The following is a 22,925-nucleotide window of genomic DNA, read 5'->3' as shown; positions in this document are numbered from 1 at the left end:
ACAAAGAAGAAACCAGCGCACAAGAAGAAAGTTTCGTGCGCTGGTTTTGCTCTGATTAGTTCCGCTTCTCTTAGATCTGCTTCGGCGGAACGGAGCGCTGCTCCTTGCCGTTGTAGGCAGACAGCGGGCGGATGAGGGAGTTGTTCTCGTTCTGCTCCACGATGTGCGCGGTCCAGCCGGTGATGCGGGCCATCACGAAGATCGGGGTGAAGAACTCGATGTCGAAGCCCAGGATGTGGTACGCGGGACCAGCCGGGAAGTCCAGGTTCGGCTGAATCTTAATGGAGGTGTTCTCGTACATGGTCTTTGCCATGTTCTCGTACATCTCCACCCACTGCTCCTGGCCGTGGTCCTTGGCCAGCTCGCGGAAGGCGGCCTCCATGGTCGGCACACGGGAGTCACCGTTCTTGTAGACGCGGTGGCCGAAGCCCATGACGAGCTCCTTGTTCTTGAGCTTGTTCAGGGTCCACTCCTCCACCTTGGCCGGGTCACCGACCTCGAGGAAGTTCTTCATCACGGCCTCGTTAGCGCCACCGTGCAGCGGGCCCTTGAGGGCGCCGATGGCGGCGGTAACAGCGGAGTAGGTATCGGACATCGTCGAGGTCACCACGCGGGCCGCGAAGGTGGAAGCATTGAAAGAGTGCTCCGCGTAGAGGATGAGGGACTTATCAAAGGCCTCGATATCGGAGCGCGAGAGGGCCGGCGAGCCTTCCTCCTCACCGAAGACCATCCACAGGAAGTTTTCCGCAAAGCCCTTCTTGCGGGAAGGCTCGATGTAGCCCTCACCGCGGCGACGGCGGATGTCGAGCGCGACGATGGTCGGCAGCTTCGCCATGAGCTCCAGGGCGGTGCGGCGAATGTGCTCGGAATCCTTGGTGTACTCCTCCGGGTCCTGGGAACCGATGAAGGAGACCGCGGTACGCAGAACGTCCATCGGGTGGCAGGACTTCGGCATGGAGGTGATCAGGTCGATGAGGTGGCGGTCCAGGTGGCGCAGCGCCTTCTCACGAGCGGAGAAGCGGACCAGCTCATCCTGGGTCGGCAGCTCGCCGTTCCACAGCAGGTAAGCAACCTCCTCGAAGGAGCAGTAGCGGGCCAGCTCCTGCACCGGGTAGCCACGGTAGGTCAGGGAGTTGGTCTCCGGGACAACCTTGGACACGGCGGTCTCGTCGACGACAACGCCGTACAGGCCCTTGCGGATCTCTGGGGTTTCAGACATGGTGTTTTTCTCCTTTTATAGGGGTCTAGATTGAGTTCTAGGCCGTGGGGTTTAGTCAAAGGTGGGCTTGTAGCTGTCCTTGGAGTAGGTGAACACGCTCTGGTCGAAGGCGTTGTACTCGTCGTAGCGCACCAGCTCATACAGGCGGGAGCGGTGCTGCATGCGGTCGAGCCATTCCTCGGATTGCAGGCCGGTTTCCTGCATGTCGCGGAGGAATTCTTCGGTAGCACCCATGGCCACGCGCAGGGTGGATACCGGCCAGATGACGGCGTTATAGCCCAAGTCTTCAATGCGCTTAGCCGACAGCAGCTCGGTCTTACCGAACTCCGTCATGTTGGCCAGCAGCGGGGTGTCCACGGCGGCGCGGAACTTTTCGAAGTCCTCCGGCGAGTACAGGGCCTCGGTGAAGATGAGGTCAGCGCCGGCGTCGGCGTAGGCCTTGGCGCGCTCGATGGCCTCATCGATGCCGTGGATGCCGGCTGCGTCGGTACGGGCACAGATGATGAAGTTCTCATCGCGGCGCTCGTTGACCGCGGCGGTGATGCGGCGAACCATGAGATCCGTCGGCACCACTTCCTTGCCATCGAGGTGGCCGCAGCGCTTCGGATTGACCTGGTCCTCCAGGTGGCAGCCGGCCAGGCCAGCGTCCTCCAGCGCGGCAACCGTGCGGGCGGCGGACATAGGTTCGCCGAAGCCCGTGTCGGCGTCGACAAGCACCGGCAAGTCCGTGGCGCGGGCGATGTGCCCGGCGCGCTGCGCTACCTCGGTCAACGTGGTCAGTCCAATGTCCGGGAGACCCAAGTCATTAGCCAGCACCGCGCCGGAGACGTAGACGCCGCCGAAGCCACCGAGATCCTGGATAAGGCGCGCGGTCAGCGGGTTGAAGGCGCCCGGCAGCGTGGTGATTTCCGGTGCATTTAGCGCCTCGCGGAAGCTCTTGCGCTTGTCTGCGTTGCTGATAGTGGAGCCAAATAGGCCAGCCATTTAGAACAGTCCCTTCGGAGTCTCGGGTGCGGTGGCGATAGCCTCGTCGGTGAGGCGAACGTTGAGTTCGTTCAGGTCGGTGAGGTTCTCCAGGTTCTGCGCGGCAGCGAGGAAACGCTCCTGCTCCTCCTCCGAGACCTTGCCGGCGGCGAGCTTCTTGAACTTGTTGATGTATTCCTCGCGGCCGAAGGGGCGGGCGCCGAGCGGGTGGGCGTCGGCCACCGCGCGCTCGTCCTCAATCACAGTGCCGTCCTTGAAGGTAAGGACAGCCTTGCCGCCGAAGGCCTTCTCATCCAGGTCGTTGGAGTGGTAGCGGCGGGTCCACTCGGGGTCCTCGACGGTGGAGATCTTGTGCCACAGGTCGATGGTGTCCTGGCGGTGCTTGCGCTCATCGGAGTAGGAGGTCTCGTAGTCCCACTCGCCGTCTTGGAGGGCCACGGCGAAGATGTACATGATGGAGTGATCCAGGGTCTCGCGGGAGGCGTTCGGGTCCATCTTCTGCGGGTCGTTGGCGCCGGTACCGATGACGTAGTGGGTGTGGTGCGAGGTGTGCAGGACGATGGACTCGATGTCCTCGGTCTTCAGTCCCTTCTCCGCGAGCGTCTTCTTAAGTGCAAAGGCCATGTCGATCGGGGCCTGCGCCTGGTACTCCGCGGAGTGCTCCTTGGTGTAGGTGTCCAGGATGGCGCGCTTTTCCTCACCCTCCGCCGGCAGCGGGACGGTGTAGGTGCGCTCCGGGGAGTGCAGCATCCACGCAATGAAGCCGTCCTCACCTTCCCAAATCGGGGCCGGGGCGCCCTCGCCGCGCATGGAGCGATCCACTGCCTCGATGCCCATCTTGCCGGCAAAGGCCGGTGCATAAGCCTTCCAAGAGGAAATGAGACCTTTGCGGGACTGGCGGGTAGCGGTGGTGGTGTGCAGCGCCTGGCCGATGGCCTGGTAGATGGTCTCGACGTCGAGGTTCAGCATGGTGCCGAGGCCCGCGGCGACGGAGGGGCCGAGGTGCGCCACGTGGTCGATCTTCCACTCGTGGAGACAGATGCCCTTGACCAGGTTGACCTGGATTTCATAGCCGGTAGCCAGGCCGCGGATGAGGTCCTTGCCGGTCAGGCCCTTGTGCTGTGCCACGGCCAGAATCGGCGGGATGTTATCGCCCGGGTGGGAGTAATCGGCGGCGAGGAAAGTGTCGTGGTAGTCCAGCTCGCGCACGGCAGTGCCGTTGGCTAGGGCTGCCCACTCGGCGGAGTATGCGCCGTCCACGCCGAAGATGGTGGCGCCGCCTTCCTGCACCGGGTGGGCCTGCGCAATAACGCGGGCGGAGGTAACCGGGCGGCGGGTGGCGGAAGCGACGGCCACGGAGGCGTTATCGATGATGCGGTTGATGATCATCTCGGTGGTCTCGGCCGGAACCTCGACGGGATCGGCGGCTACCTTGGCGATCTTGTAGGCGAGGTGCTCTTCGATGGGGAAGTTCTCGGCGGACTTGTGGGTACGTACTTCGTGGTTAATCAAAGGGGTTCTCCTCCTAGACAAGAACAACAATTGCGATAGGCATCACACTAACCCCAGCCCGTGCGCCCTGCCACATGTGTAAACTGTGACTATCTGTTGCAGGGATTTGCGTTACTTGCAAAACTTGTGGAATCCCCAGGCAGGAAGGCTTTTTAGGAGGAAACAGACGGTGACCAAGCACTACGCGGGGGCGAGAATCCACGCATTACGCAAGGAACGCCACCTCACGCAAGCCGCCATGGCGAAGCAGCTGGGGCTATCCACCAGCTATCTCAATCAGTTGGAAAATGACCAGCGCCCGCTCACCGTCACCGTCCTCATGCAGCTGACCCAGCGCTTCGGTGTTGATGCCACCTACTTCGCTGGGGACCGTGACCTGCGTGCGCTCGCCGAGCTGCGCCAGCTCTTCCCCGAGGCCTCCGAAGCCACCCTCACCGACCTCAGCGGGCGCTTCCCCGAACTTCTGCCCCGGCTTGTCGACGCCGCCGCGCACACCCCCGCCGAACCCGGCCCCTTCGAAGCGGTCCGCGACTTCTTTTACGACGCGCACAACTACGTCCACAGTCTCGACATCGCCGCCGAGGAGCTTTCCGATTCGCTCGGGGACCGAGTTCTGCGCCGCGGTCGCTTGGCTTCCGTCCTGCAGGATGAGTTCGGTGTTACGACGCGATTTTCCTCCTCGTCTCCGCGCCGACGCACCTTCCACAACCGGGAGCTGCACCTGCGCGCGGGCCTTACGGAATCCCAGCTGGTTTTTGAGATGGCCCTTCAGTACTGCCTGCTGGCCTACCCGGAGCACTGCGCGGAACTCGTCGCCGAATTACCGGGCGAGGAAGCACAGACTATTGGCACGCTGGGCCTCGCGCAGTATTTTGCCGCCGCCGTGACCATGCCTTATACCCAGTTCCTCGCCACCGCAGAGGAAACGCGCTATGACATCGACGTCATCGCGACGGCCTTTGGCACTGGTTCGAAACCACCGCGCAGCGCTTGGCGACGTTACAGCGACCCGGCCACCAAGGTGTTCCCTTCTCCTTCATCCGCACCGACCGCGCGGGCAATATCTCCAAGCGCCAGTCCTCCACCGCTTTCCACTTCGCCCGCAGCGGCGGCTCCTGCCCATTGTGGGTGGTGCACCGCGCGTTTGAAACGCCCAACCGCATCACGCGCCAGGTGGCCTCGATGCCCGATGACCACACCTACTTATGGATCGCGCGCTTCGTCCAAGGACAAGCTCAGGCTTGGGGCACGCCGCGCAAGGAATTCGTCGTGGGTTTAGGCTGCGATATCGCACAAGCGGATCGCGTGGTCTACGCGGACGCGCTCAACCTCTCCCCTTCCGAGGCGACCCCCATCGGCCCCGGCTGCGCCGCGTGCCCGCGCCCGGCGTGCCCGCAGCGCGCCTTCCCGCAGGCAGGCCGGCCCGTCAGCCTCGACCTCAATGCCACGCCGGTGACGGCATACGCCACCTCGTAGTTTTCATACCTTTCGCTTACGCATTCGAACCCGCCACGGCCATGTCCGCAGCGCCTGCCATGATGAACCTTGTTCGGCACCACGCCGAGTTCTCTTCACTCACCTACGCAGGAGGTTCTCTCTCATGTCCAACCCTTATGCAGCTCCCCAGTTCTCCCCGGAGCCAACCCCAGAGCAGGCAGCACCGAAGAAAAAGAAGAAAGGCGGCTGCCTCAAGTGGGGCGCGGGTGCAATCGCGGTATTGGTGCTCGGCAGCGCCGCCCTCAATGCGGGTTCTGACGGCGATGACCCGACCAACACCGCAGCATCGGAGCCAAGCACGAGTATCACGGCCGTCGATATCAACAACGCCGCAGCTGACGTGGAATCCGCCGCAGGCGATACCGGCAGCGATGACAACGCCGTGCCCACAGAGCACAAGAATGCTCTGCGCGCGGCGAAGCGCTATGTGGACTTTTCTGCCTTCTCTGAGGCTAAGCTCTATGACCAGCTCACGAGCGAATACGGCTCGCAATTCTCCCCGGAGGCGGCGCAGTACGCCATGGATCAGCTCGATGTGGATTGGAATGCCGAGGCTCTCGAGTCCGCCGAACACTACGTGGACTTCGCCGCTTTTTCTAAGGCCAAGCTCTATGACCAGCTGACGTCCGAGTACGGAGAGAAGTTCACGCCGGAACAGGCTCAGTACGCCGTCGACACGGTGAATGCTGATTGGATGGCCGAAGCCGTCGAGGCAGCGGAAAACTACCAGGAGATGATGCCGATGTCCGGCCCGGCGCTGCTCGATCAGCTCACCAGCGAGTACGGCGAGAAGTTCACCATGGAAGAAGCCCAGCATGCCGTGAGCACACTGGGCTTATAAATCCGAGCCGAAGCTAAACCAGAGCCGGGTCTGATTTACTCGCGGTCGCTATTCAAGGTCGTCGTGGGCGACAAGGCGGCGGGCCGCCTCCGTGATGGTGCCCGACAGGGACGGGTAGACCGCGAAGGAATCCGCCAGCTGGTTCACCGTGAGCTGGTTGGTCACCGCCACGGCGATGGGCAGGATGAGCTCGGAGGCGGTCGGCGCGACGATAACGCCGCCGATGACACGGCCGGAGGTAGCGCGGCAGAAGAGCTTAACGAAGCCATGCTGCAGGGAGCGCATCTTGGCACGTGGGTTGGTGTTCAGCGGCATCATGACGGTGCGGGCAGCGACCTCACCGGCCTCAATCTCTGCCTGAGTGAAGCCCACGGCAGCGATCTCTGGGCGGGTAAACACGGCGGTTGCCACGGTCTTCAAGCGCAGCGGGGACACACCCTCACCCAGGGAGTGGTACATGGCGATGCGGCCCTGCATTGCCGCAACGGAAGCCAGCGGGAACAGATCGGAGCAATCACCGGCGGCATAGATGCCGGCGACGTTGGTGCGGGAGACGCGGTCAACCTCAATGTGGCCGGACGGCGTGGTGGCCACACCAACGTGCTCAAGGCCCAGGTTCTTGGTATTCGGAATGGAACCAATCGACATGATGACGTGGGATCCGTGGATCTCACGGCCATCCTGGGTCTTGACCACGACGTTGCCGTCTTCTGTACGGGAGACCGTCTCCACGCGGCAGTTCTTCTCCAGCTCCACGCCGCGCTCAGCCAGGACGGTCTCGAGGACGTCGGCAGCGTCAGCGTCATCGTGCGGCAGAATGCGGTCGCGGGACGCCACCATGGTCACGCGCACTCCCATCTCCGCGAAAGCAGAAACGAACTCCGCACCGGTCACACCGGAGCCCACCACGATGAGGTGCTCCGGCTCCTCCTTGAGGTCATACACCTGCTGCCAGGTGAGGATGCGCTCGCCGTCCGGCTGCGCGCCCGGCAGGATGCGCGGGGTGGCACCGGTAGCAACGAGGACGAGGTCCGCGTCGAGGGTCTCAGTGGTGCCATCGTTGTGGGTGACATCGATCTTGTGCGCTGCCCCCTTCACACCGTGCTGATCCTCGGAGAAGGCTGCACGCCCATCGATGACCTTGACGCCGATCTTCTCTAGGCCCGCGCGCACGTCGCGGGACTGGTTTGCAGCCAGCGCCTGCACACGGCCGTTGAGGGCCTCCAGGCTCAGCTGCAGCGAGCCGAGCTGGTGGTTCAGGCCCATATCATCCGCGCGGCGGAAGTCGGTGCGAATGTTGGCGCCAGCGATGAAAGACTTCGAGGGCACGCAGTCCAAGAGAACGGAGGAGCCACCCGGGCCCTGTTCCTCAACCAACGTAATGTGCGCGCCGTACTTGGCGCCGGCGGTCGCAGCCTCGTAGCCTGCGGGGCCACCGCCGATAATTACGATGCGGGGGGCTTCCTGTGACACTGTCGCTCCTTTTTTAAAATTCTGCCTATAAGAACTCTGGGAAATCCTTGTCACAGTGTAGTGCTTAGGCGCTTAATCCTCCACGTTGGCGAACTGTTCTGCTACGGAACCAAAGAGTTTGACTCCCACGCCGATAGCCCGCTCATCAGGCGCCAAATCCCCCATGTGGAGATCATGCTGCTCTCCTTCACCAGACCAGCAGCCCAAACGGGCCATGGAGCCGGGGACCTTCTCTAGGTACCAGGAGAAATCCTCGCCGCCCGAGGACTGCGGCGCCTGGACCACGGCTTGCGGGTCGATGGCCTGGGCAGCGCTGGCGAGAAGGGCGGTGGAGACGTCGTCGTTAAGCACGGGCGGAACCCCACGGTGATAGACCAACTCGTGCTCGACCCCCAAGGGCGCTAGCACCTGCTCCACCAACTCAGAGAAGAGCTGCTGCATGTCGCGCCAAATGCCAATGTCCGCCGTGCGCATCGTGCCGGACACAGAGCCGGTCTCGGGAATCGCGTTCGGGGCATAACCCGAATTCACCTGGCCAAACACCAAAACGGTGCCGGTGCGCGGATCGACGCGGCGCGAGAGCAAGCCCGGCAGGTCCGTCAGCAGCTTGCCCAGGGCATAGACGACGTCTGCCGACAAGTGCGGGCGTGACGTGTGCCCGCCCGGGCCGGAGACGTTGATTTCCACGACATCGGTGGCCGAGGTGATCGCCCCGGCGCGGACGCCGATGCGTCCGACGCGCAGCTTCGGTTCCACGTGGACGGCGAAGATGGAGTTCACACCTTCGAGCGCGCCCCACTCGATAACGTCGGTGGCACCGCCCACCCACACCTCTTCAGCGGGCTGGAAGATAACACGAACACCGAAATCCAGCGGATGCTCGCGGTTAAGGTCCGCCAAGGCGCAGGCCGTGGCCAGCGCAATGGTGGTGTGCATGTCGTGCCCACACGCATGCATGACGCCGGGCACCTCGGAGGTGTATTCGAGGCCGGTGACCTCGGTGACAGGAAGCGCGTCGATGTCGGCGCGGAAGGCCAGGCGCCCGAGTTCCGTATCGGGACCGATGTCCACCATGAGGCCGGTTTCGGGGAAAAGCTGCGGCTCCAAGCCGTACTCGCGCAGGGTGCGGGACAGGAAGCGGGTGGTTTCCACCTCGTTATTGGAGGTCTCCGGGTGGCGGTGGATATGGCGGCGCCACGCGATGACCTCCGCGCGGTGGTTGCTGAACCACTCACTGACGTAGTCCGAGATCACTGCTTCCTCCTCCGTGGTTTCCTATTGGGAAGAGTCTACAACTAGACCATGCGGTTCAGTTAGTCGGGCAGGTCACGCGCCAGATATACTGAGCGGTCTGCCCCGCCCGATGGTTTCACTACAGGTCGATATTGCGGGGACCGTAGAGGCGATCGCCGGCATCGCCAAGGCCCGGGACGATGTAGGCGTCCTCGTTGAGGGAGGGATCAATCGCTGCGGTGACCAAGCGGACTGGCAGCCCCGAGTTGGCCAGTGCATCAACGCCCGGCTGCGCGGAGACCATGCAGATTGCCGTGATGTCGGTAGCGCCGCGATCTGCCAGGAGCTTCAGGGAGTGCAGGAGGGAACCACCCGTGGCGAGCATCGGATCAACCACGAAGACACTCCGACCGCTGAGATCCTCCGGCAGGGCTTCCAGGTAAGGCACCGGCTCGTGGGTTTCTTCATCGCGCGCCATGCCAATGAAGCCCACCTGGGCATCCGGGATCATGGACAGTGCTGGATCAATCATGCCCAGGCCAGCGCGGATAATGGGCACGATGATCGGCGGATCCTGCAGGCGAGTACCGTCGGCCGTGGCGACGGGTGTGACGCACTCAAAGTGCTCAACGGGCAGGTCGCGCGCCGCCTCATAAACAAGCATGGTGCCCAGATCTCGCAAGGCAGCGCGGAAGGCGGCGTTGTCGCTGCGGGCATCGCGCATGAGGGTCAGCCGGGATGTGGCGAGGGGGTGGTCTACTACGTGGATATCCATGTCCTTCACTGTATAAGAATTGGTCGGGAACCGATCAGCGGGCGGTGAAGTCTAATAAGGCATGACTAGCTTCGATACTTTCACCATTGATACTGAACACACTCGCCGCTTAGCCCACGAACTTGCCACTGTCTCTCAGGCCTCTCCCGCTCCTTCTCCCGAGCTACCGATAGAGCCGGTCGTGGACGGCTTTAGCAGTGCGTTCAACGCCGCCATGGAGAATCTCACAGCACGCCTTGCCCAGGTCAGGGCCGATGCCGGAGCGGTGGCAGAGTCCAGCTTCCGCATGGCGCGGGAAGCCGAGGAGACCGATAGTGCCCTCGCGAGCGCGTGTGGAGGTCTGTGATGTTGGAATCAGCGATAGCTCAGATTGCGCGGATGCAGCCGGCGCAGCTTCCCGACGTCTCCCTGCCCACTGTGCCCGATCTCACTGCCGCGGGACCCCTCGCGGAGATAGCGCACGGTGATCCGCGAGCGCTGTTGGACACCGCCCGCCAAGCCACTGAGGATCTCTCCACGGCCCGCTCCGCTCTGGCTTCCGCGCGCGGGCTGATTTCAGCGGCCGTCAGGGAACTCATCGGACTGGGCTTCGAGCTACTCCAGCGCGGTTTACCTATAGCTCTGGGGTTGCTCATTCCGAACCCGGCGGCACAGGCCGCGGCACGCTCAGCTTTGCAGGCTCTCGCTATGGAGTACGTCGGCAAGGCACTGCAGCGCTTGAAGCACTTAGCCGGCGAACTTCTGCAGGCGGCGGCTCCCCTCGTCCCCATCGGCCAGCGCGCGGTCCAGCCTTCGGTGCGTGGCCCCCAAGAAGAAAACACGGCGCGCCACGCGCTCGTCGCCCCGGCGGCGGAGAACGGGGCAAGCACGCAGGGACAGGCCGCAGCACAAGCAGCACTATCCCAAGTGGGGACTCCTTATGGCTGGGGCGGAACCGGCAACGGTAGTTTCGACTGCTCAGGGCTCACCCAATGGGCCTGGAGACAGGCCGGCGTGGAACTGCCGCGCACCGCTGAAAGCCAGACCGTGGGCCGACAGGTCAGCGCGGAGGAGCTGCAGCCCGGTGACCTCATCGTGTGGGATGGGCACGTGGCGATGTACTCCGGCGACGGGCAGATGGTGGAGGCCGGAAGCCCCGTGCAAACCAATCCATTGCGCACCAACAACATGGGGATGGCTTTCAAAGGCTTCTGGAGGCCCACAGGGTAGACTGTTTCCCCATGAACACCCGCGCTATTGTCCCTATCCAACTCTCCCTTTCCGAGGGCGATTTTTATACCCTATGGGCGCCAAAGTGGCGCCAGAACGGCTCCGAGTGGCAGGCCTTTCTTGGTGATGACGAGTCTGTCCTGCTCTTTAAAACGGAAGCCGAGATGCTGTGCTTCCTCGAGTCTGGTACGAAGCATGACTTGCTCGATCACCCCAAGTGGGAAGTGTTCAACTCCCAAGCGGCGGACCGCGTGGTTCCTGAAAAGAAGCACGTGTACGACCTCGTCGGCATGCCGAAGTACCTCGCCGGCCGCCCGAGCCACGAGAACGTCTCCACGGTCGCGCGTTGTTTGGAGATTGCGCACTCGCTGGCAGAGGTCAGCGGCGCCGAGCACACCGTCATCTTTTTCGCTTCGCACTCCATCCTGCGCAACCCTGCCCGCGGTGCCGATCACTACGCCGGCGACCAGGGCATGAGCGAGTGGTCCGGCGTGGGCCGCGTTATCCACAGCAACTGGCGCGCAGTGATCGAAGACCTCGACAAGGTGGTCAAGGTCGTTCCTTCTTCTGATTTCACCCAGGATGCAACCACGAGCGCCGCCACCCGCATTTCCTCCGCCACCGAAGCGGCGGAGGAAGCACGCAAAAAGGCCGAAGAAGAGCGCAAGGCCGCCGCACAATCGGCAGATCCTTATGACAGCTCCCCGTGGGCAGCCGCAGGCATCGACCCGGTAAAGATCACCGCCGACCAAAGGACTGTCTACACCCTGCGCACCTACCTCGACGGCAAGCCAGTGTTCCTGGGCAAGTGGGGCGAGATCTTCACCTTCCCCAGCTCCAAGGTGCTCGTGCGCTGGATCATGGAAAATGACGACCACGACTTGGCCAAGGTCTCCACCTGGGAAGAGGTCGTTGCCGCGGCGAACGCTGGTGAGCTGGAAGTCACGGTCCACCCGGATAACCAGTACAACTTCAACGGCATCGTGCGTGACATTGAAAAGGGCCCGGAGGCGGTCGATACGGATCAGATGGGTCGCTGCTACGAGGTCTGCGCCGACGCCGCCGACTGGTCCGGGGATGACTCCATCAACTCCTACATGCTGCAGAACCCGCGATTCCAGGACTACCTGGGCTACATGCTCGGCTCCACCGAGCACGCAGGCTACGTTCCCTCCAAGCCCTACACCGAGCACGCGGAGTCCTGGAAGGGCCTAGAGGAGATGCTGACGAAGCGCTTCTCCCGCTTTTAGTTTCTAGTCGGAGGACTCAGTCTCTTCTTCCGTTTCTTCTTCTGTCTCGGAAGCGTCCTCCGCGAATTCCGGATCCGCCAGTTCCTCATAGGCGGGCAGAATCTCCTGCTCGATGAGGCGCTGGCGGTCCTCTTCGCTGGCAAAAGAGTTCTCAATCGCCTTGATGGTGAGGTCGAAGAACTCCTCCAGCCCGTAGCCAAAGGTCTCGCTCAGAGCCAAGAAGACGTCGCTGAGCTTCTCCCCCGCCACCGTGCAGGTAAAGCCGAGCTGCTGCAGCAGCGGCAAAGGGTGATCCGCCAACTCCTCTGCGGGCAGCTCCTCCAGCGGCGCGAAGGTCAGCGCGATGCGGCGATCCCGCACCCATGCAGAGGCCCTGCCTGGGCGAACGCCGTCGAGATCCGCGCTGAAGTCATCGACGAGATCAGTAGCGTGCACCAAGCGCGTGGCACCCGCCTGCACTGCAGCCACGGCATCCTCATAAGAATCGACATCGCGCTCCCACGGGATGAAATCCGCGCGGAGTTTCTCAGCCGCGGACAGCTCGGTCAGCGCCACGCCCACCGCGGCCTCGCTGGCATCGCCCTCAGCGATGAGCCGGGCATCGATTCCAGGAACGTCCAGTCCTTCCTGCGCGGCGGCGAGGGCCTCGGCCGCGTCGAAGGGGAAGACGCTGGGGCGCAGGCGGAGCTCGGCGTAGACCACGTGGTCGTCGGCAAGCGCCTGCACAACAGCGTGCGTGGCCGCGCGGAGCTCCTCTGGGGTGGAAGCATCCGTGGGCAACGGCGCGAAGAGCGTCACCTTGGGCAGGCCGACGAAAATCTCGGCGCCGGAGTCTTTATTTTCGGGGCTAATCAGAGGTGCGTCATGCATGAGGATCATCCTAGGACGGGGTCTAGGATTAAGCACGCTATGAAACATGTCCCCGCGATCCTGACTGCCCTCGCCTTAGCCGCGACGCCGCCGGCGTTTGCAGAGGAGGAAGAGTCAACGTCGCCCACGCGCACCACCGCGCCGGATACCGACTCTTGCCCGCACTCCCTCGTTCCTGAGGAGCCAACGACCACGTCCGAGCGTCTCTCCCCCGGCCAAGTCGCGCCCACTCCCCTGCCCGCTGTTGAGGGTGCTGCCTGCGGCGTGACCGCTCCGCGCGGTTTTCGGGTCAATAAGGACGTGGTGGCGTCGGCGTGGATGGTCAGTGACCTGGACACCGGCGAAATCATCGCCATGAAGGACCCCAATGGGCGCTACCGCCCCGCCTCCATCATCAAGGCGCTGTTAGCACTCGTGGTCATCGAGGAACTCCCCCTGGACCAGCGCATCACCGCCACGCTTGACGACGCCTCCATCGAGGGCTCTGCCGTCGGCCTCGGCCCAGATGGTGTCTATACCGTGGAGCAGCTTTTGCAGGGTTTGCTCATGGCTTCCGGCAACGACGCCGCGCACGCTCTCGCGCAGGCTGTTGGCGGGGATGAGAAGGCGCTCGCGAAGGTCAACGCAAAGGCGAAGGAGATTGGCACGCGCTCGACGGTGGCGGCGAGCTACTCCGGGCTGGACGCGGCGGGTATGTCGACGTCCGCGGCGGATATCTCGTTGATCTACCGCGCGGCTTTTGCCAACGACACCTTCGCGCGCATCGTCGATACTGAGCACGTGGAGTTTCCCGGCTGGGGTGACATGCCCGGCTATGAGCTGTGGAACGACAATGGGCTCTTCCTCAACGACCCGGATGGTATCGGCGGCAAGACGGGCTATACCGAGGACGCCCACCACACTTTCGTCGGCGCTATCGACCGCGATGGGCGTCGCCTGCAGGCGGTGCTTCTCGATACGACCGTCGAGCATGGGTTCCGTGCCTGGGAGCAGGCGCAGATGCTTCTCGACGAAGCCTCCGACGTCCGCGCCGGCGATGGCGTCGGGCACCTAGATGACTTCGCAGCCGGAAAGGAAGAGCCTGCGGAGTCTGCGGTTACGAGCCCGGCTCCCACCACCCCGGCTGCGCCCGCCACCGCGGAGGCGGCTGCGGAGTCTTCGTCCTTCGAAGGCTCGCAGGGCTGGATTGGCTGGATGGTGGCGGGGCTCGTCGCGCTCCTCGTGGTAGTAGTTGCTACTTTTTCACTACTTCGGCGTTAGCCATGATGTCGTGCTGGCCGCGTAGGTTGTTCTTCGAGCCAATCGTGGTCACCACGTAGAGGGCACCAAAGAAGGCGATCAGCGGCCCAATGAGCGGCACGAGGGAGGCCACGCGCCACCAATTGCGCCTGATGCTCTGCTGCCAGGTGAGCTTCTCGTGGGTTGTCACATCGCGCACGGTATACCCGGCAATCATCTTCGCAGGTGTTGCCCCGGCGAGGACCTCGAAACAGATGTAGTAAGCCACCGTGAAGATGCTGGAGATGCTGACGATCCACACCGAATTATCATCCGGGTTGGTAAAGCCAAAGCCGACGATGAAAGACACCACGAGGGCCGCGAGGAAGTAGTCAATGACGGCCATGAGCACGCGGTTTCCGGGAGAGGCGCGCCGCGCATCATCGCGGGGCGGAGTTGACGTTGGGGCGTGCGTGCTCTCACCCCACCGGCCGGTATTCGCGTACTCCTCCAGCTGCGCCCACGTGAGCTGGGCGCCGGACTCGACCTTTTGGTCATAGCTGGCGCGGGAGGAAGGCTCGCACAGAATGCGGGAGGCAACGGCAAGCTCCTCGCGCTCTGGGGCTTCGGGGAGGTAGCCGAGGCCTTCGAGGTGAGCGTCGGCAGCCGCCAACTGCACGCCCAGTTCTCGTGAGGTCGCGCGCGAATCGAGGGTGAAGTGCTCGTAAAGGTTCGGGGCAAAAGACGCTGGTAGCATCCCCACCCTACTTTCGGCGCAGCAGGGCCCAGGCACCAGCTGCGGCTGCGCCCAGGGCGGCACCGGCGCCCAGGGTCACGCCCGGGTTCGGGCCCTGGCGGATCTCGTTGCGGACGCGGATGACAGCCTGGTCTGGGACGGGCGGCACGAGCAGCTCGAGGGATTCCTCGGTGGTGGCCGTCCATGCGGAGACGTACAGGACGACGCGCCAGACCAAGTACATGACCACCATGAGGACGATTACGGGGCCGAACACGGCGCCTGCCGGGTTGCCCGCCGCGGAGGACATGATGACGGTGGACAGCTGCTTGATTACCTCAAAGAGCACCGCACCAATGGCCGCGCCCATCAGTCCCGACTTGGTGGGAACCTTCGTGCGCGGCAGGAAGGCCACCATCCACCAGAAGACGAGGAAGTTGGCGATAAGGCCGATGACGATACCGGCCACAACCAGCACTGCGCCCATGCCAGGGAAAGACTCAATACCGACCCACTCGAAAATCTTTTGGGTCAGTCCGGAAGAACCCGCCGCCGTCACGCCGAAGGCGATAACCATGGCCACGAGCAGGCCGATGAGCCCCAGCAGATCGCTGAGCTTCTTGGTCACAAAGTTGCCCGGGGCGTCAGTCGGATCCTGCATCCACATCGCCGAAATGCCAATGCGCAGGTTGTTCATCCAGCCCAGCCCGGACCACAGGGTAGTCAGGCCACCGATGCCGTACATCGCGCCGCGCTGTTCAATCGCGGTATGCAGAATCTGCGTAATCGAATCCCCCAGATCGCCAGACACGGAGTTCGCGATCTGCTCCTCCAGTTGCTGCATGAGATCGGGGCGATTGGCCAACACGGTGGCGATGGCTGCCACCGTGAGCATGAAGATGGGGAAGATAGCCAGAACCGAGAAATACGTAATTCCGGCCGCGAACTGGTTTCCGCCCTGGCTGCCGTAGCGGTCCAGCATCTTCATGATGTGGTCGATAAAACCGGACTTCTCGCGGACTTTATCTACCGCGCCCGGCTCATCGGCATTAGCACGCTCGATGCCGTAGTCATCGGTCTTCTTCTCATCGGGTTGAGTCGTTGGCGCCACAGGCTTTCCCCTTTTTATGAATTACAGAAATAAGTTACAGAGTCCTCTACACAGTCTTCATCATGCTAACCAACTCAGCCACGGCGCGCGGGGAGGAAGCCCACCGCCTCGTAGACCTTGTCCACGAGCGGGGAGGCGATCTCTGTAGCGCGCTCGGCACCCTGGGCCAAGATGCGCTCGAGCTCGCCGCGGTCTTCCATGAGCTCGTCGTAGCGTGCCTTCAGCGGAGTGGTGAAGGCCTCCAGCGCTTCTGCTGTGTCCACCTTCAGGTGGCCATAGCCCTGGCCCGCGTACTTGTCCACGAGGTTCGGGATGCTCTCACCGGTCAGCGCAGACTGGATAGCCAGCAGGTTGGACACGCCGGGCTGCTTCTCGCGGTCGAAGGCCACCACGCCGAGGTCATCGGTCACCGCGGACTTAATGCGCTTAGCGGAGGTCTTAGGAGCATCGAGCAGGTTCACGATGCCCTTCGGGTTTGCCCCCGACTTCGACATCTTGGACGTCGGCTCCTGCAGGTCATAAATCTTGGCTGAGCCCTCCGGAATGAAGGCCTCTGGCACGCGGAAGACCTCGCCGTATTTGTTGTTGAAGCGCTCCGCCAGGTTGCGAGTGAGCTCGAGGTGCTGGCGCTGGTCCTCCCCCACCGGCACATAGTGCGGGGAATACAGGAGGATATCCGCGGCCATCAAAACGGGGTAGGTAAACAGGCCCACGGACGTGCGGTCCTGGCCTTGCTTGAGGGACTTGTCCTTGAACTGGGTCATGCGGGAGGCCTCACCGAAGCCCGTCAGGCACTGCAAAACCCACGTCAGCTCCGCGTGCGCGGGGACGTGGGATTGCACGAAGAGGGTCGATTTCGCCGGATCGATGCCCAATGCGATGAGCTGCGCGGCGCCCGCCACGGTGCGGTGGCGCAGCTCCTCCGGGTTCTGCTCCACCGTGATGGCGTGCAGGTCCGGGATGAAGTAAAAGGCCTCGTGCGAGTCTTGCAGGTCAATCCACTGCTTGAGCGCACCGAGGTAGTTACCGAGGTGGTAGGAGTCCGCCGTGGGCTGAATACCAGAGAGGACTCGAGAAGCGGAGGTCGATGCAGAAGTGGAGTCAATCATGGTTGACTACTCTACTCTGCCGCCTCCCGCGGGGAGGCGGTGCGTCGATTAAATCTTGCGGGAGGTCGGGCTAATAACGTCCATCATGACGGCGAAACCGGCCACCATGAACGCGCCGCCAACACCCTGGAGGACGATCGGGCCAAGGAAGGCAAAGGACGGTCCGACGATGGTCCACCACCAGATACCCAGGGCAAGCAGAATAGCGCCGAGGACAAAGTAGATGATTGCGCGGGTCATGAGCATCTCCTGCGAAATAGAAAAGGACGTTAAGACGGGATTATCGTACCACTACTTGAATTCGGCTACTTGTACTCCACCAGAAGAGGAGAGTGATCGGACCAGCGCTCCTCCACCGTCGGCGCCTTCTCCACCCATGTGCGCTGCGCGCGGTCCAGCATAGACTTCGTGGCCGCTTGATAATCGATGCGCCACCCAGCGTCGTTATTGAAAGCCTGGCCGCGGTAGGTCCACCAGGTATAGGGCCCCTCAGCCTCCGGGTGCAGGCGCCTGGCGACGTCAAACCACTGCGGGTCCGCGGCCGCCTCCCAGGCGGTCTTGGTCTCATAATCCACCACGCCGAGCCAATCCCCGAGCCCCTTCTTCTCCTGCGGCTGCGCATCCGGGAAGGAGCCAAAGACGCGATCCATGAAAGCGCGCTCCTCCGGCAGGTGGCCGGACTTCTTCTCGTTGGGCTTGTTGTTCTTCAAGTCCTGGGCGCGGTGGCAAATATTCCAGTCGCCGCCGATAACGGCCTCCGGGTAGGCCGCAGCCATCTCATCTAGAACTTCAGAGAATTCATCCAAGAAGAGGTACTTCTCATCCTGCTTCGGCGAATCCACGTCGCCGGAGGGCAGATACAAAGAGGCCACGCGCACGCCTTCCACGGTGGCGGCAATGAAGCGGCCGGATTCGGCGAAGGAGCCGAAGCCCACGGAGACGTCGCCAAGCGCATGCTTCGATAAGATGCCCACGCCCGCGCGGCCCTTGGCGGCGGATTCGGCCTGCACCAGGTTCCATCCGGCCTCCAGAGCCGGGGCCAGGGCCTTCTGGGTCTGCTCGGGGTTGGCTCGCACCTCCTGCATGAGGACGACGTCGGCCGGCGTGGTTTCCAACCACGCGTTCATCCCCGGGTTGTTCTCATTGCGCTGTTTGCAGGCCGCGCGGATGCCGTTGACGTTGACGGAGGCGATGGTGAAACTCATGCCGGTCAGTCTAACTCTGTTCAATAATCTTCACGGAAGGGCCCCGGCGGCGCTTGTCCCACATGGTGACGACCCAGGTGATGCAGCCGGCCACCGCCAGGCCTGCACCTGCCAGCGCGGTGGAATTATAGGAATACCCAGCGCCCACGACCGCACCGCCGATGGCCGCGCCCGCCGCATTGGCGATGTTGAGGGCGGACTGATTCAACGCCGCCGCGAGGGTCTGCGCATCCCCCGCCACGTTGACCAGGCGCAGCTGCAGGGAGGGCACAAGGATGGAGCCAAAGAAGGCCAAGACACCAAAGGCGATCGTGCCCGCCCATGCGTTGTGAGCCACGAAGTAGAAGGTCACTGACACTCCGACCATGCAGACGAGAGCAAAGATGATGCCGAATTCCAGGTTTCGGTCCGCCAGCGCACCACCGGCGACATTGCCAACAGTCATACCGATGCCATAGGCCATGAGCACAATCCACGTGTGGCTCGGGTCCATGCCGGCGACCTCCGTCATGGTCCACGTGATGTAGGTGTAGACGGCAAACATGCCACCGAAACCAACAGTGCCGAGGAATACGGTGAGCAGGACCTGGCTGTTTTTCAGCGCGCCGAGCTCGGTGAACATATCCGTTTCCGGCATGCGCGTCATGTGCGGGAAGAGGAAAAAGAGCAGGACCATCGTGAGCCCCGCAATGGCCACGACCACAAAGTACGCCGCATGCCAGCCCAATCCCTGACCCAACGCTTGGGCTGCTGGTACACCGATCACGGTGGCAACGGAGAGGCCCATGCCCACCATCGACATGGCAAAACCTTGCTTGCCCGGTGGCGCCATCGAGGCCGCAGCCAGATTAGCTACGGAAAAGTATGCACCATGCGGCAGACCCGCGATGAAGCGCGCCACCAGCAGGACGCCGTAGTTCGGGGCCAGGGCTGTCAGCAGGTTACCCACGAGCAAGAAGGCGATGAGCAGGATGATGAGGCGGCGGCGTGGGAGCTTGCCTGTAAGTGCGGCGATGACTGGGGCGCCCACGACGACACCGAGCGCGTAGACGGAGATGACTACCGACGCCGTGTCTTCCGTAATGCCGAAATCATCCGCGATGAGCGGCAGCAGGCCCATGGAGGTGAACTCCGTGGTACCGATGGCGAAAGCACCCAGCGCCATGGCAATCATGACGATGGTGCGGCGCGTCGCGGAGATTTCCGTCTGGCGTGGGACGGGGCGGCGTTGGATACGGGTATTCATCGGTTTCACGTGGGCAGACCTTAGTACTTCCCCTCCCGAGCTCGTAAGTCCAGCCGGAAAGGTTGTGCCAAGTACACAGACTTCCCCCGCTGGTGGCGCGAGTCACAGGGGGACCGGCACCGCGAGAAAATAAGACAGGTATCCTGTGAGGTTGAACAGTTTTCAACTTCTTTAGGAGAACCATGGCAAAGATTATCTGGACCCGTACCGACGAGGCGCCGCTGCTGGCGACCTACTCCTTCAAGCCGGTCGTGGAGGCCTTCGCTTCCACCGCGGGCATCGAGGTAGAAACCCGCGACATTTCCCTGGCCGGCCGCATCCTGGCCCAGTTCCCGGAGCGCCTTGGTGACAAGAAGGTCTCCGACGCCCTGGCTGAGCTCGGCGAGCTGGCCAAGACCCCGGAAGCTAACATCATTAAGCTGCCGAACATCTCCGCTTCCCTGGTGCAGCTGAAGAAGGCCATCGCTGAGCTGCAGGCCGCCGGCTACGACCTTCCGGAATACGAAGAGGCTCAGGAGAAGTACGACGCCGTCAAGGGCTCCGCCGTCAACCCGGTTCTGCGTGAGGGCAACTCCGACCGCCGCGCCCCGATTGCGGTCAAGAACTTCGCTAAGAAGAACCCGCACAAGATGGGCGCGTGGTCCGCTGATTCCAAGACCAACGTGGCCACCATGGACGCTAACGACTTCCGCCACAACGAGAAGTCCGTCATCATGCCGGAGGAGGACACCCTCTCCATCGTTCTGAAGACCGCCGAGGGCGAGCAGACCCTGCTGGAGAAGCTGCCGGTCCTCAAGGGTGAGGTCATCGACGGCACCTTCATGTCCGCCAAGGCACTCGACGAGTTCCTCAAGGCACAGGTTGCCCGCGCCAAGGAGGAGGGCGTGCTCTTCTCCGCTCACCTCAAGGCCACCATGATGAAGGTTTCTGACCCGATCATCTTCGGCCACGTCGTCCGTGCTTTCTTCGCTGACGTCTTTGAGAAGTACGGCGAGGAGCTCGAGGCCGCTGGCCTCAACGGCGAGAACGGCCTGGGCGCTATCTACGAGGGCCTGGACAAGCTGGAGAACGGCGCTGAGATCAAGGCCGCTTTCGACGCCGCGCTGGCCGCGGGTCCGGACCTCGCCATGGTCAACTCCCACAAGGGCATTACGAACCTGCACGTTCCGTCCGACGTCATCATTGACGCCTCCATGCCGGCCATGATCCGCACCTCCGGCCACATGTGGAACAAGAACGACGAGGAGCAGGACACTCTCGCCGTCATCCCGGATTCCTCCTACGCCGGCGTCTACCAGGCCGTGATCGAGGACTGCAAGGCCAACGGCGCTTACGACCCGACCACCATGGGTACCGTCCCGAACGTCGGCCTCATGGCACAGAAGGCTGAGGAGTACGGCTCCCACAACAAGACCTTCAAGATCCCGGCTGCGGGCACCGTTGAGGTTCGCAACTCCAAGGGTGAGGCTCTCATCTCCCACGACGTGGAAGCTGGCGATATCTGGCGCGCCTGCCAGACCAAGGACGCCCCGATCCAGGACTGGGTCAAGCTGGCCGTCAACCGTGCTCGCCTGTCCGGCATGAAGGCTATCTTCTGGCTCGACCCGGAGCGCGGCCACGACGCCAACCTCATCGAGCTGGTCAAGAAGTACCTGCAGGATCACGACACCGAGGGCCTCGACATCTCCATCGAGGATCCGGTCACCGCGACCAAGATCTCCGTCGAGCGCATCCGCAAGGGCGAGGACACCATCTCCGTGACCGGTAACGTCCTGCGTGACTACAACACCGACCTCTTCCCCATCCTCGAGCTGGGCACTTCCGCAAAGATGCTGTCCGTGGTTCCGCTCATGGCTGGCGGCGGCCTGTTCGAGACCGGTGCCGGCGGCTCCGCTCCGAAGCACGTCCAGCAGGTTCAGGAGGAGAACCACCTGCGCTGGGACTCCCTCGGTGAGTTCCTGGCCCTGGCTGAGTCTTTCCGCCACGAGCACAACACCAACGGCAACGCCAAGGCTGGTGTGCTGGCCGCTGCGCTGGACAAGGCCACCGAGACCCTGCTGGATGAGGGCAAGTCCCCGTCCCGCAAGGTGGGCGAGAACGACAACCGCGGCTCCCACTTCTTCCTGACCCTCAACTGGGCCAAGGAGCTGGCTGCGCAGACTGACGACGCCGAGCTGGCCGAGGCCTTCAAGCCGGTTGCTGAGGCCCTCGAGGCCAAGGCAGGCGAGATTGAGCAGGCGCTTCTCGACGTCCAGGGCTCCCCCGTCGACCTCGGCGGCTACTACGCCCCGAACGAGGAGAAGCTCAACCAGACCATGCGCCCGGTTGCTGCCTTCAACGACATCATTGATGGCCTGAAGAAGTAACTCTTTCTCCCGTCATGTTTCCGACCGCCGCGCGTATCCCCTCCGTAGTGGAGCGCGCGGCGCCGTCGTTTTCCTACGAAGACGTCCTTAACCACCAAGTCACCTTCGACGCCGCTGCGTGACGCGAGACATGGTCCCACCTCACGCTCTACCGGCGGTGTAACACCCCCTCCTCCTCCGATGCCATTGGGCAATTTCTCCGCTGCCTAAATCAGGTGACTAGCGTCCCGTACAACCATGGGAGCATCAGCTACGGTCGATGCCATCCACTTTTTGAATCTGGCGCTTCTTAGAAATGAAATGGGCTGATACCCAGAGAATCGTCGTAAGTAGGGCCGTCCGGACTACCCACATCAAGTCAGTAGAGGAATACCCCACCATAAGTACCGCGCCTATCGACAAAATCCAACCAGCCAAAAATGATTTCATGCTCTCAACACCTCTACTTAGCGAGAATTGCATCCCAGTCGCAACTGGCGTAACCGTTTAGGCCACCCGCTACAACTCCGGTCGCAATTGCCTTAAGCATTCCTTGCACCGCCCGGCCCGCAGGAACACCAGCAACGGTCATCGCCACTAAGCATCTGTTCCATGCCTCCTGCTTCTCGGGAGATGCACCAGTTGCCACTCCTTCTGGCAATTTGCACGTAGCCGGATTGTTCGCACAGTCTTGGATGTAAGAGTCGGAGGGTTCAGTGGGAAACGGGTTGTTGTAGTTTTGCGCATGCGCAGTTGGAATCTTCACAAAGCCTGCCAGCATTACGCCAGCAATGACTACCGCGGTAGTCTTATGTTGTCGTGCAGGGGGGGCAGATCTTCATAATGCTCATGTGCTCAGGCTATCAATATGAGATTAGCCTCGCTATCCCTATTGGCAGATCTCTGTAGCCGACCATCAATTGAAGTCCGACAACGGCTTATGCAAACCCCTAACCTCATCAAAGCCTGACTTGGCTCAAATTAGTGCCGAAGGGTTGGGGTGGTGATGGTGTTGACGAGGGTTTGGATTTCCGGGGGTAGTGGTACTGCGGCGTGGATGGTTTCGCCGCCAACGACGAGTTGAAAGCTGCG

The 22,925-nt window shown here is 62.5% G+C and carries 19 protein-coding genes and 1 pseudogene; 7 read left to right on the top strand and 13 right to left on the bottom strand.

What is annotated here, in order from left to right:
- Positions 1-70: 70 nt before the first annotated feature.
- Genes FME68_RS12120 through prpD form a run of 3 tightly spaced genes read right to left on the bottom strand, consistent with a single transcriptional unit; the run spans position 71 to position 3,715 of the window.
- On the bottom strand, positions 71-1,219 hold the full coding sequence (locus tag FME68_RS12120; RefSeq protein ID WP_158397707.1) for a bifunctional 2-methylcitrate synthase/citrate synthase: 1,149 nt from the start codon (positions 1,217-1,219) through the stop codon (positions 71-73).
- Positions 1,220-1,270: 51 nt separating this feature from the next.
- Entirely contained in the window at positions 1,271-2,203 is a 933-nt protein-coding gene (prpB, locus tag FME68_RS12115; RefSeq protein WP_158397706.1) for a methylisocitrate lyase, read from the bottom strand.
- Positions 2,204-3,715, bottom strand: a complete 1,512-nt coding sequence (gene prpD / locus FME68_RS12110) for a 2-methylcitrate dehydratase PrpD (RefSeq protein ID WP_158397705.1) — start codon at positions 3,713-3,715, stop codon at positions 2,204-2,206.
- Positions 3,716-3,884: 169 nt separating this feature from the next.
- Here prpD and FME68_RS12105 point away from each other — a divergent pair.
- Together FME68_RS12105 and FME68_RS12100 are read left to right on the top strand one after the other, a co-directional pair.
- Positions 3,885-5,191: pseudogene (locus FME68_RS12105) on the top strand (short-chain fatty acyl-CoA regulator family protein).
- A 124-nt stretch (positions 5,192-5,315) separates the two neighbouring features.
- The gene (locus tag FME68_RS12100) at positions 5,316-6,053 is read left to right on the top strand and encodes an Ltp family lipoprotein (protein ID WP_158397704.1); all 738 of its coding nucleotides are present in this window, start codon (positions 5,316-5,318) and stop codon (positions 6,051-6,053) included.
- 48 nt (positions 6,054-6,101) lie between these two features.
- On the opposite strand, the gene FME68_RS12095 is transcribed toward FME68_RS12100, so the two are convergent.
- The 3 genes from FME68_RS12095 to upp all read right to left on the bottom strand — a co-directional run bounded on the left by FME68_RS12095 (position 6,102) and on the right by upp (position 9,534).
- Positions 6,102-7,526 (bottom strand): NAD(P)H-quinone dehydrogenase, encoded by a 1,425-nt coding sequence (locus tag FME68_RS12095; protein ID WP_328287847.1) that lies wholly within the window; start codon positions 7,524-7,526, stop codon positions 6,102-6,104.
- 72 nt (positions 7,527-7,598) lie between these two features.
- Complete coding sequence (locus FME68_RS12090; RefSeq protein WP_070754603.1) at positions 7,599-8,780, bottom strand: M20 family metallopeptidase; 1,182 nt, start codon at positions 8,778-8,780, stop codon at positions 7,599-7,601.
- A 118-nt stretch (positions 8,781-8,898) separates the two neighbouring features.
- Positions 8,899-9,534 (bottom strand): uracil phosphoribosyltransferase, encoded by a 636-nt coding sequence (gene upp / locus FME68_RS12085; RefSeq protein ID WP_046648363.1) that lies wholly within the window; start codon positions 9,532-9,534, stop codon positions 8,899-8,901.
- Positions 9,535-9,595: 61 nt separating this feature from the next.
- Here upp and FME68_RS12080 point away from each other — a divergent pair, with 61 nt between their 5' ends.
- The 3 genes from FME68_RS12080 to FME68_RS12070 are packed head-to-tail and all read left to right on the top strand — an operon-like array spanning position 9,596 to position 11,993.
- Positions 9,596-9,880 carry a hypothetical protein gene (locus tag FME68_RS12080; RefSeq protein WP_070680438.1) on the top strand — a complete coding sequence of 95 codons (285 nt, stop codon included), beginning with the start codon at positions 9,596-9,598 and terminating at the stop codon, positions 9,878-9,880.
- Entirely contained in the window at positions 9,880-10,743 is an 864-nt protein-coding gene (locus FME68_RS12075) for a C40 family peptidase (protein WP_158397703.1), read from the top strand. The genes FME68_RS12080 and FME68_RS12075 overlap by 1 nt, the downstream gene beginning before the upstream one ends.
- A gap of 11 nt (positions 10,744-10,754) precedes the next feature.
- Entirely contained in the window at positions 10,755-11,993 is a 1,239-nt protein-coding gene (locus FME68_RS12070; protein ID WP_049157259.1) for a SatS C-terminal domain-containing protein, read from the top strand.
- Positions 11,994-11,996: 3 nt separating this feature from the next.
- Here the strand turns inward: FME68_RS12070 and FME68_RS12065 are convergent, their stop codons facing one another.
- Positions 11,997-12,863, bottom strand: coding sequence for an amidohydrolase family protein (locus FME68_RS12065; RefSeq protein ID WP_195914119.1), 867 nt, complete (start codon positions 12,861-12,863; stop codon positions 11,997-11,999).
- A gap of 39 nt (positions 12,864-12,902) precedes the next feature.
- Here FME68_RS12065 and FME68_RS12060 point away from each other — a divergent pair, with 39 nt between their 5' ends.
- Positions 12,903-14,123, top strand: a complete 1,221-nt coding sequence (locus tag FME68_RS12060) for a D-alanyl-D-alanine carboxypeptidase family protein (RefSeq protein WP_158397701.1) — start codon at positions 12,903-12,905, stop codon at positions 14,121-14,123.
- On the opposite strand, the gene FME68_RS12055 is transcribed toward FME68_RS12060, so the two are convergent.
- The 6 genes from FME68_RS12055 to FME68_RS12030 all read right to left on the bottom strand — a co-directional run bounded on the left by FME68_RS12055 (position 14,098) and on the right by FME68_RS12030 (position 19,488).
- Positions 14,098-14,838: an RDD family protein gene (locus tag FME68_RS12055; RefSeq protein ID WP_158397700.1), complete on the bottom strand. Its 741-nt coding sequence runs from the start codon at positions 14,836-14,838 to the stop codon at positions 14,098-14,100. The two genes, FME68_RS12060 and FME68_RS12055, sit on opposite strands and share 26 nt — an antisense overlap.
- A 7-nt stretch (positions 14,839-14,845) precedes the next feature.
- Positions 14,846-15,928 carry a YhjD/YihY/BrkB family envelope integrity protein gene (locus FME68_RS12050; RefSeq protein WP_049157256.1) on the bottom strand — a complete coding sequence of 361 codons (1,083 nt, stop codon included), beginning with the start codon at positions 15,926-15,928 and terminating at the stop codon, positions 14,846-14,848.
- A 74-nt stretch (positions 15,929-16,002) separates the two neighbouring features.
- Positions 16,003-17,037: a tryptophan--tRNA ligase gene (trpS, locus tag FME68_RS12045; protein WP_158397699.1), complete on the bottom strand. Its 1,035-nt coding sequence runs from the start codon at positions 17,035-17,037 to the stop codon at positions 16,003-16,005.
- A 48-nt stretch (positions 17,038-17,085) separates the two neighbouring features.
- Positions 17,086-17,277 (bottom strand): hypothetical protein, encoded by a 192-nt coding sequence (locus tag FME68_RS12040; RefSeq protein WP_049157254.1) that lies wholly within the window; start codon positions 17,275-17,277, stop codon positions 17,086-17,088.
- A 65-nt stretch (positions 17,278-17,342) separates the two neighbouring features.
- Positions 17,343-18,242: an exodeoxyribonuclease III gene (locus tag FME68_RS12035; protein ID WP_158397698.1), complete on the bottom strand. Its 900-nt coding sequence runs from the start codon at positions 18,240-18,242 to the stop codon at positions 17,343-17,345.
- 10 nt (positions 18,243-18,252) lie between these two features.
- A complete protein-coding gene (locus tag FME68_RS12030; protein ID WP_158397726.1) occupies positions 18,253-19,488 on the bottom strand; it encodes an MFS transporter in 1,236 nt (411 codons plus the stop codon).
- A gap of 182 nt (positions 19,489-19,670) precedes the next feature.
- On the opposite strand from FME68_RS12030, the gene FME68_RS12025 reads away from it, so the two are divergent.
- The gene (locus FME68_RS12025; RefSeq protein ID WP_158397697.1) at positions 19,671-21,854 is read left to right on the top strand and encodes an NADP-dependent isocitrate dehydrogenase; all 2,184 of its coding nucleotides are present in this window, start codon (positions 19,671-19,673) and stop codon (positions 21,852-21,854) included.
- Positions 21,855-22,925 lie beyond the last annotated feature (1,071 nt).

It is taken from the genome of Corynebacterium hiratae (genome assembly GCF_009708045.1).
Taxonomy (GTDB): domain Bacteria; phylum Actinomycetota; class Actinomycetes; order Mycobacteriales; family Mycobacteriaceae; genus Corynebacterium; species Corynebacterium hiratae.
This window is presented reverse-complemented; position numbering and strand designations above follow the sequence as displayed.

What these genes read in the sequence shown, in the direction of transcription:
- FME68_RS12120 (WP_158397707.1), bottom strand. Translation starts at nt 1,219, where the DNA reads ATGTCTGAAACCCCAGAGATCCGCAAGGGCCTGTACGGCGTTGTCGTC.
- prpB (WP_158397706.1), bottom strand. Translation starts at nt 2,203, where the DNA reads ATGGCTGGCCTATTTGGCTCCACTATCAGCAACGCAGACAAGCGCAAG.
- FME68_RS12100 (WP_158397704.1), top strand. Translation starts at nt 5,316, where the DNA reads ATGTCCAACCCTTATGCAGCTCCCCAGTTCTCCCCGGAGCCAACCCCA.
- upp (WP_046648363.1), bottom strand. Translation starts at nt 9,534, where the DNA reads ATGGATATCCACGTAGTAGACCACCCCCTCGCCACATCCCGGCTGACC.
- FME68_RS12080 (WP_070680438.1), top strand. Translation starts at nt 9,596, where the DNA reads ATGACTAGCTTCGATACTTTCACCATTGATACTGAACACACTCGCCGC.
- FME68_RS12075 (WP_158397703.1), top strand. Translation starts at nt 9,880, where the DNA reads ATGTTGGAATCAGCGATAGCTCAGATTGCGCGGATGCAGCCGGCGCAG.
- FME68_RS12070 (WP_049157259.1), top strand. Translation starts at nt 10,755, where the DNA reads ATGAACACCCGCGCTATTGTCCCTATCCAACTCTCCCTTTCCGAGGGC.
- FME68_RS12065 (WP_195914119.1), bottom strand. Translation starts at nt 12,863, where the DNA reads ATGCATGACGCACCTCTGATTAGCCCCGAAAATAAAGACTCCGGCGCC.
- FME68_RS12060 (WP_158397701.1), top strand. Translation starts at nt 12,903, where the DNA reads ATGAAACATGTCCCCGCGATCCTGACTGCCCTCGCCTTAGCCGCGACG.
- FME68_RS12055 (WP_158397700.1), bottom strand. Translation starts at nt 14,838, where the DNA reads ATGCTACCAGCGTCTTTTGCCCCGAACCTTTACGAGCACTTCACCCTC.
- trpS (WP_158397699.1), bottom strand. Translation starts at nt 17,037, where the DNA reads ATGATTGACTCCACTTCTGCATCGACCTCCGCTTCTCGAGTCCTCTCT.
- FME68_RS12040 (WP_049157254.1), bottom strand. Translation starts at nt 17,277, where the DNA reads ATGACCCGCGCAATCATCTACTTTGTCCTCGGCGCTATTCTGCTTGCC.
- FME68_RS12035 (WP_158397698.1), bottom strand. Translation starts at nt 18,242, where the DNA reads ATGAGTTTCACCATCGCCTCCGTCAACGTCAACGGCATCCGCGCGGCC.
- FME68_RS12030 (WP_158397726.1), bottom strand. Translation starts at nt 19,488, where the DNA reads ATGAATACCCGTATCCAACGCCGCCCCGTCCCACGCCAGACGGAAATC.
- FME68_RS12025 (WP_158397697.1), top strand. Translation starts at nt 19,671, where the DNA reads ATGGCAAAGATTATCTGGACCCGTACCGACGAGGCGCCGCTGCTGGCG.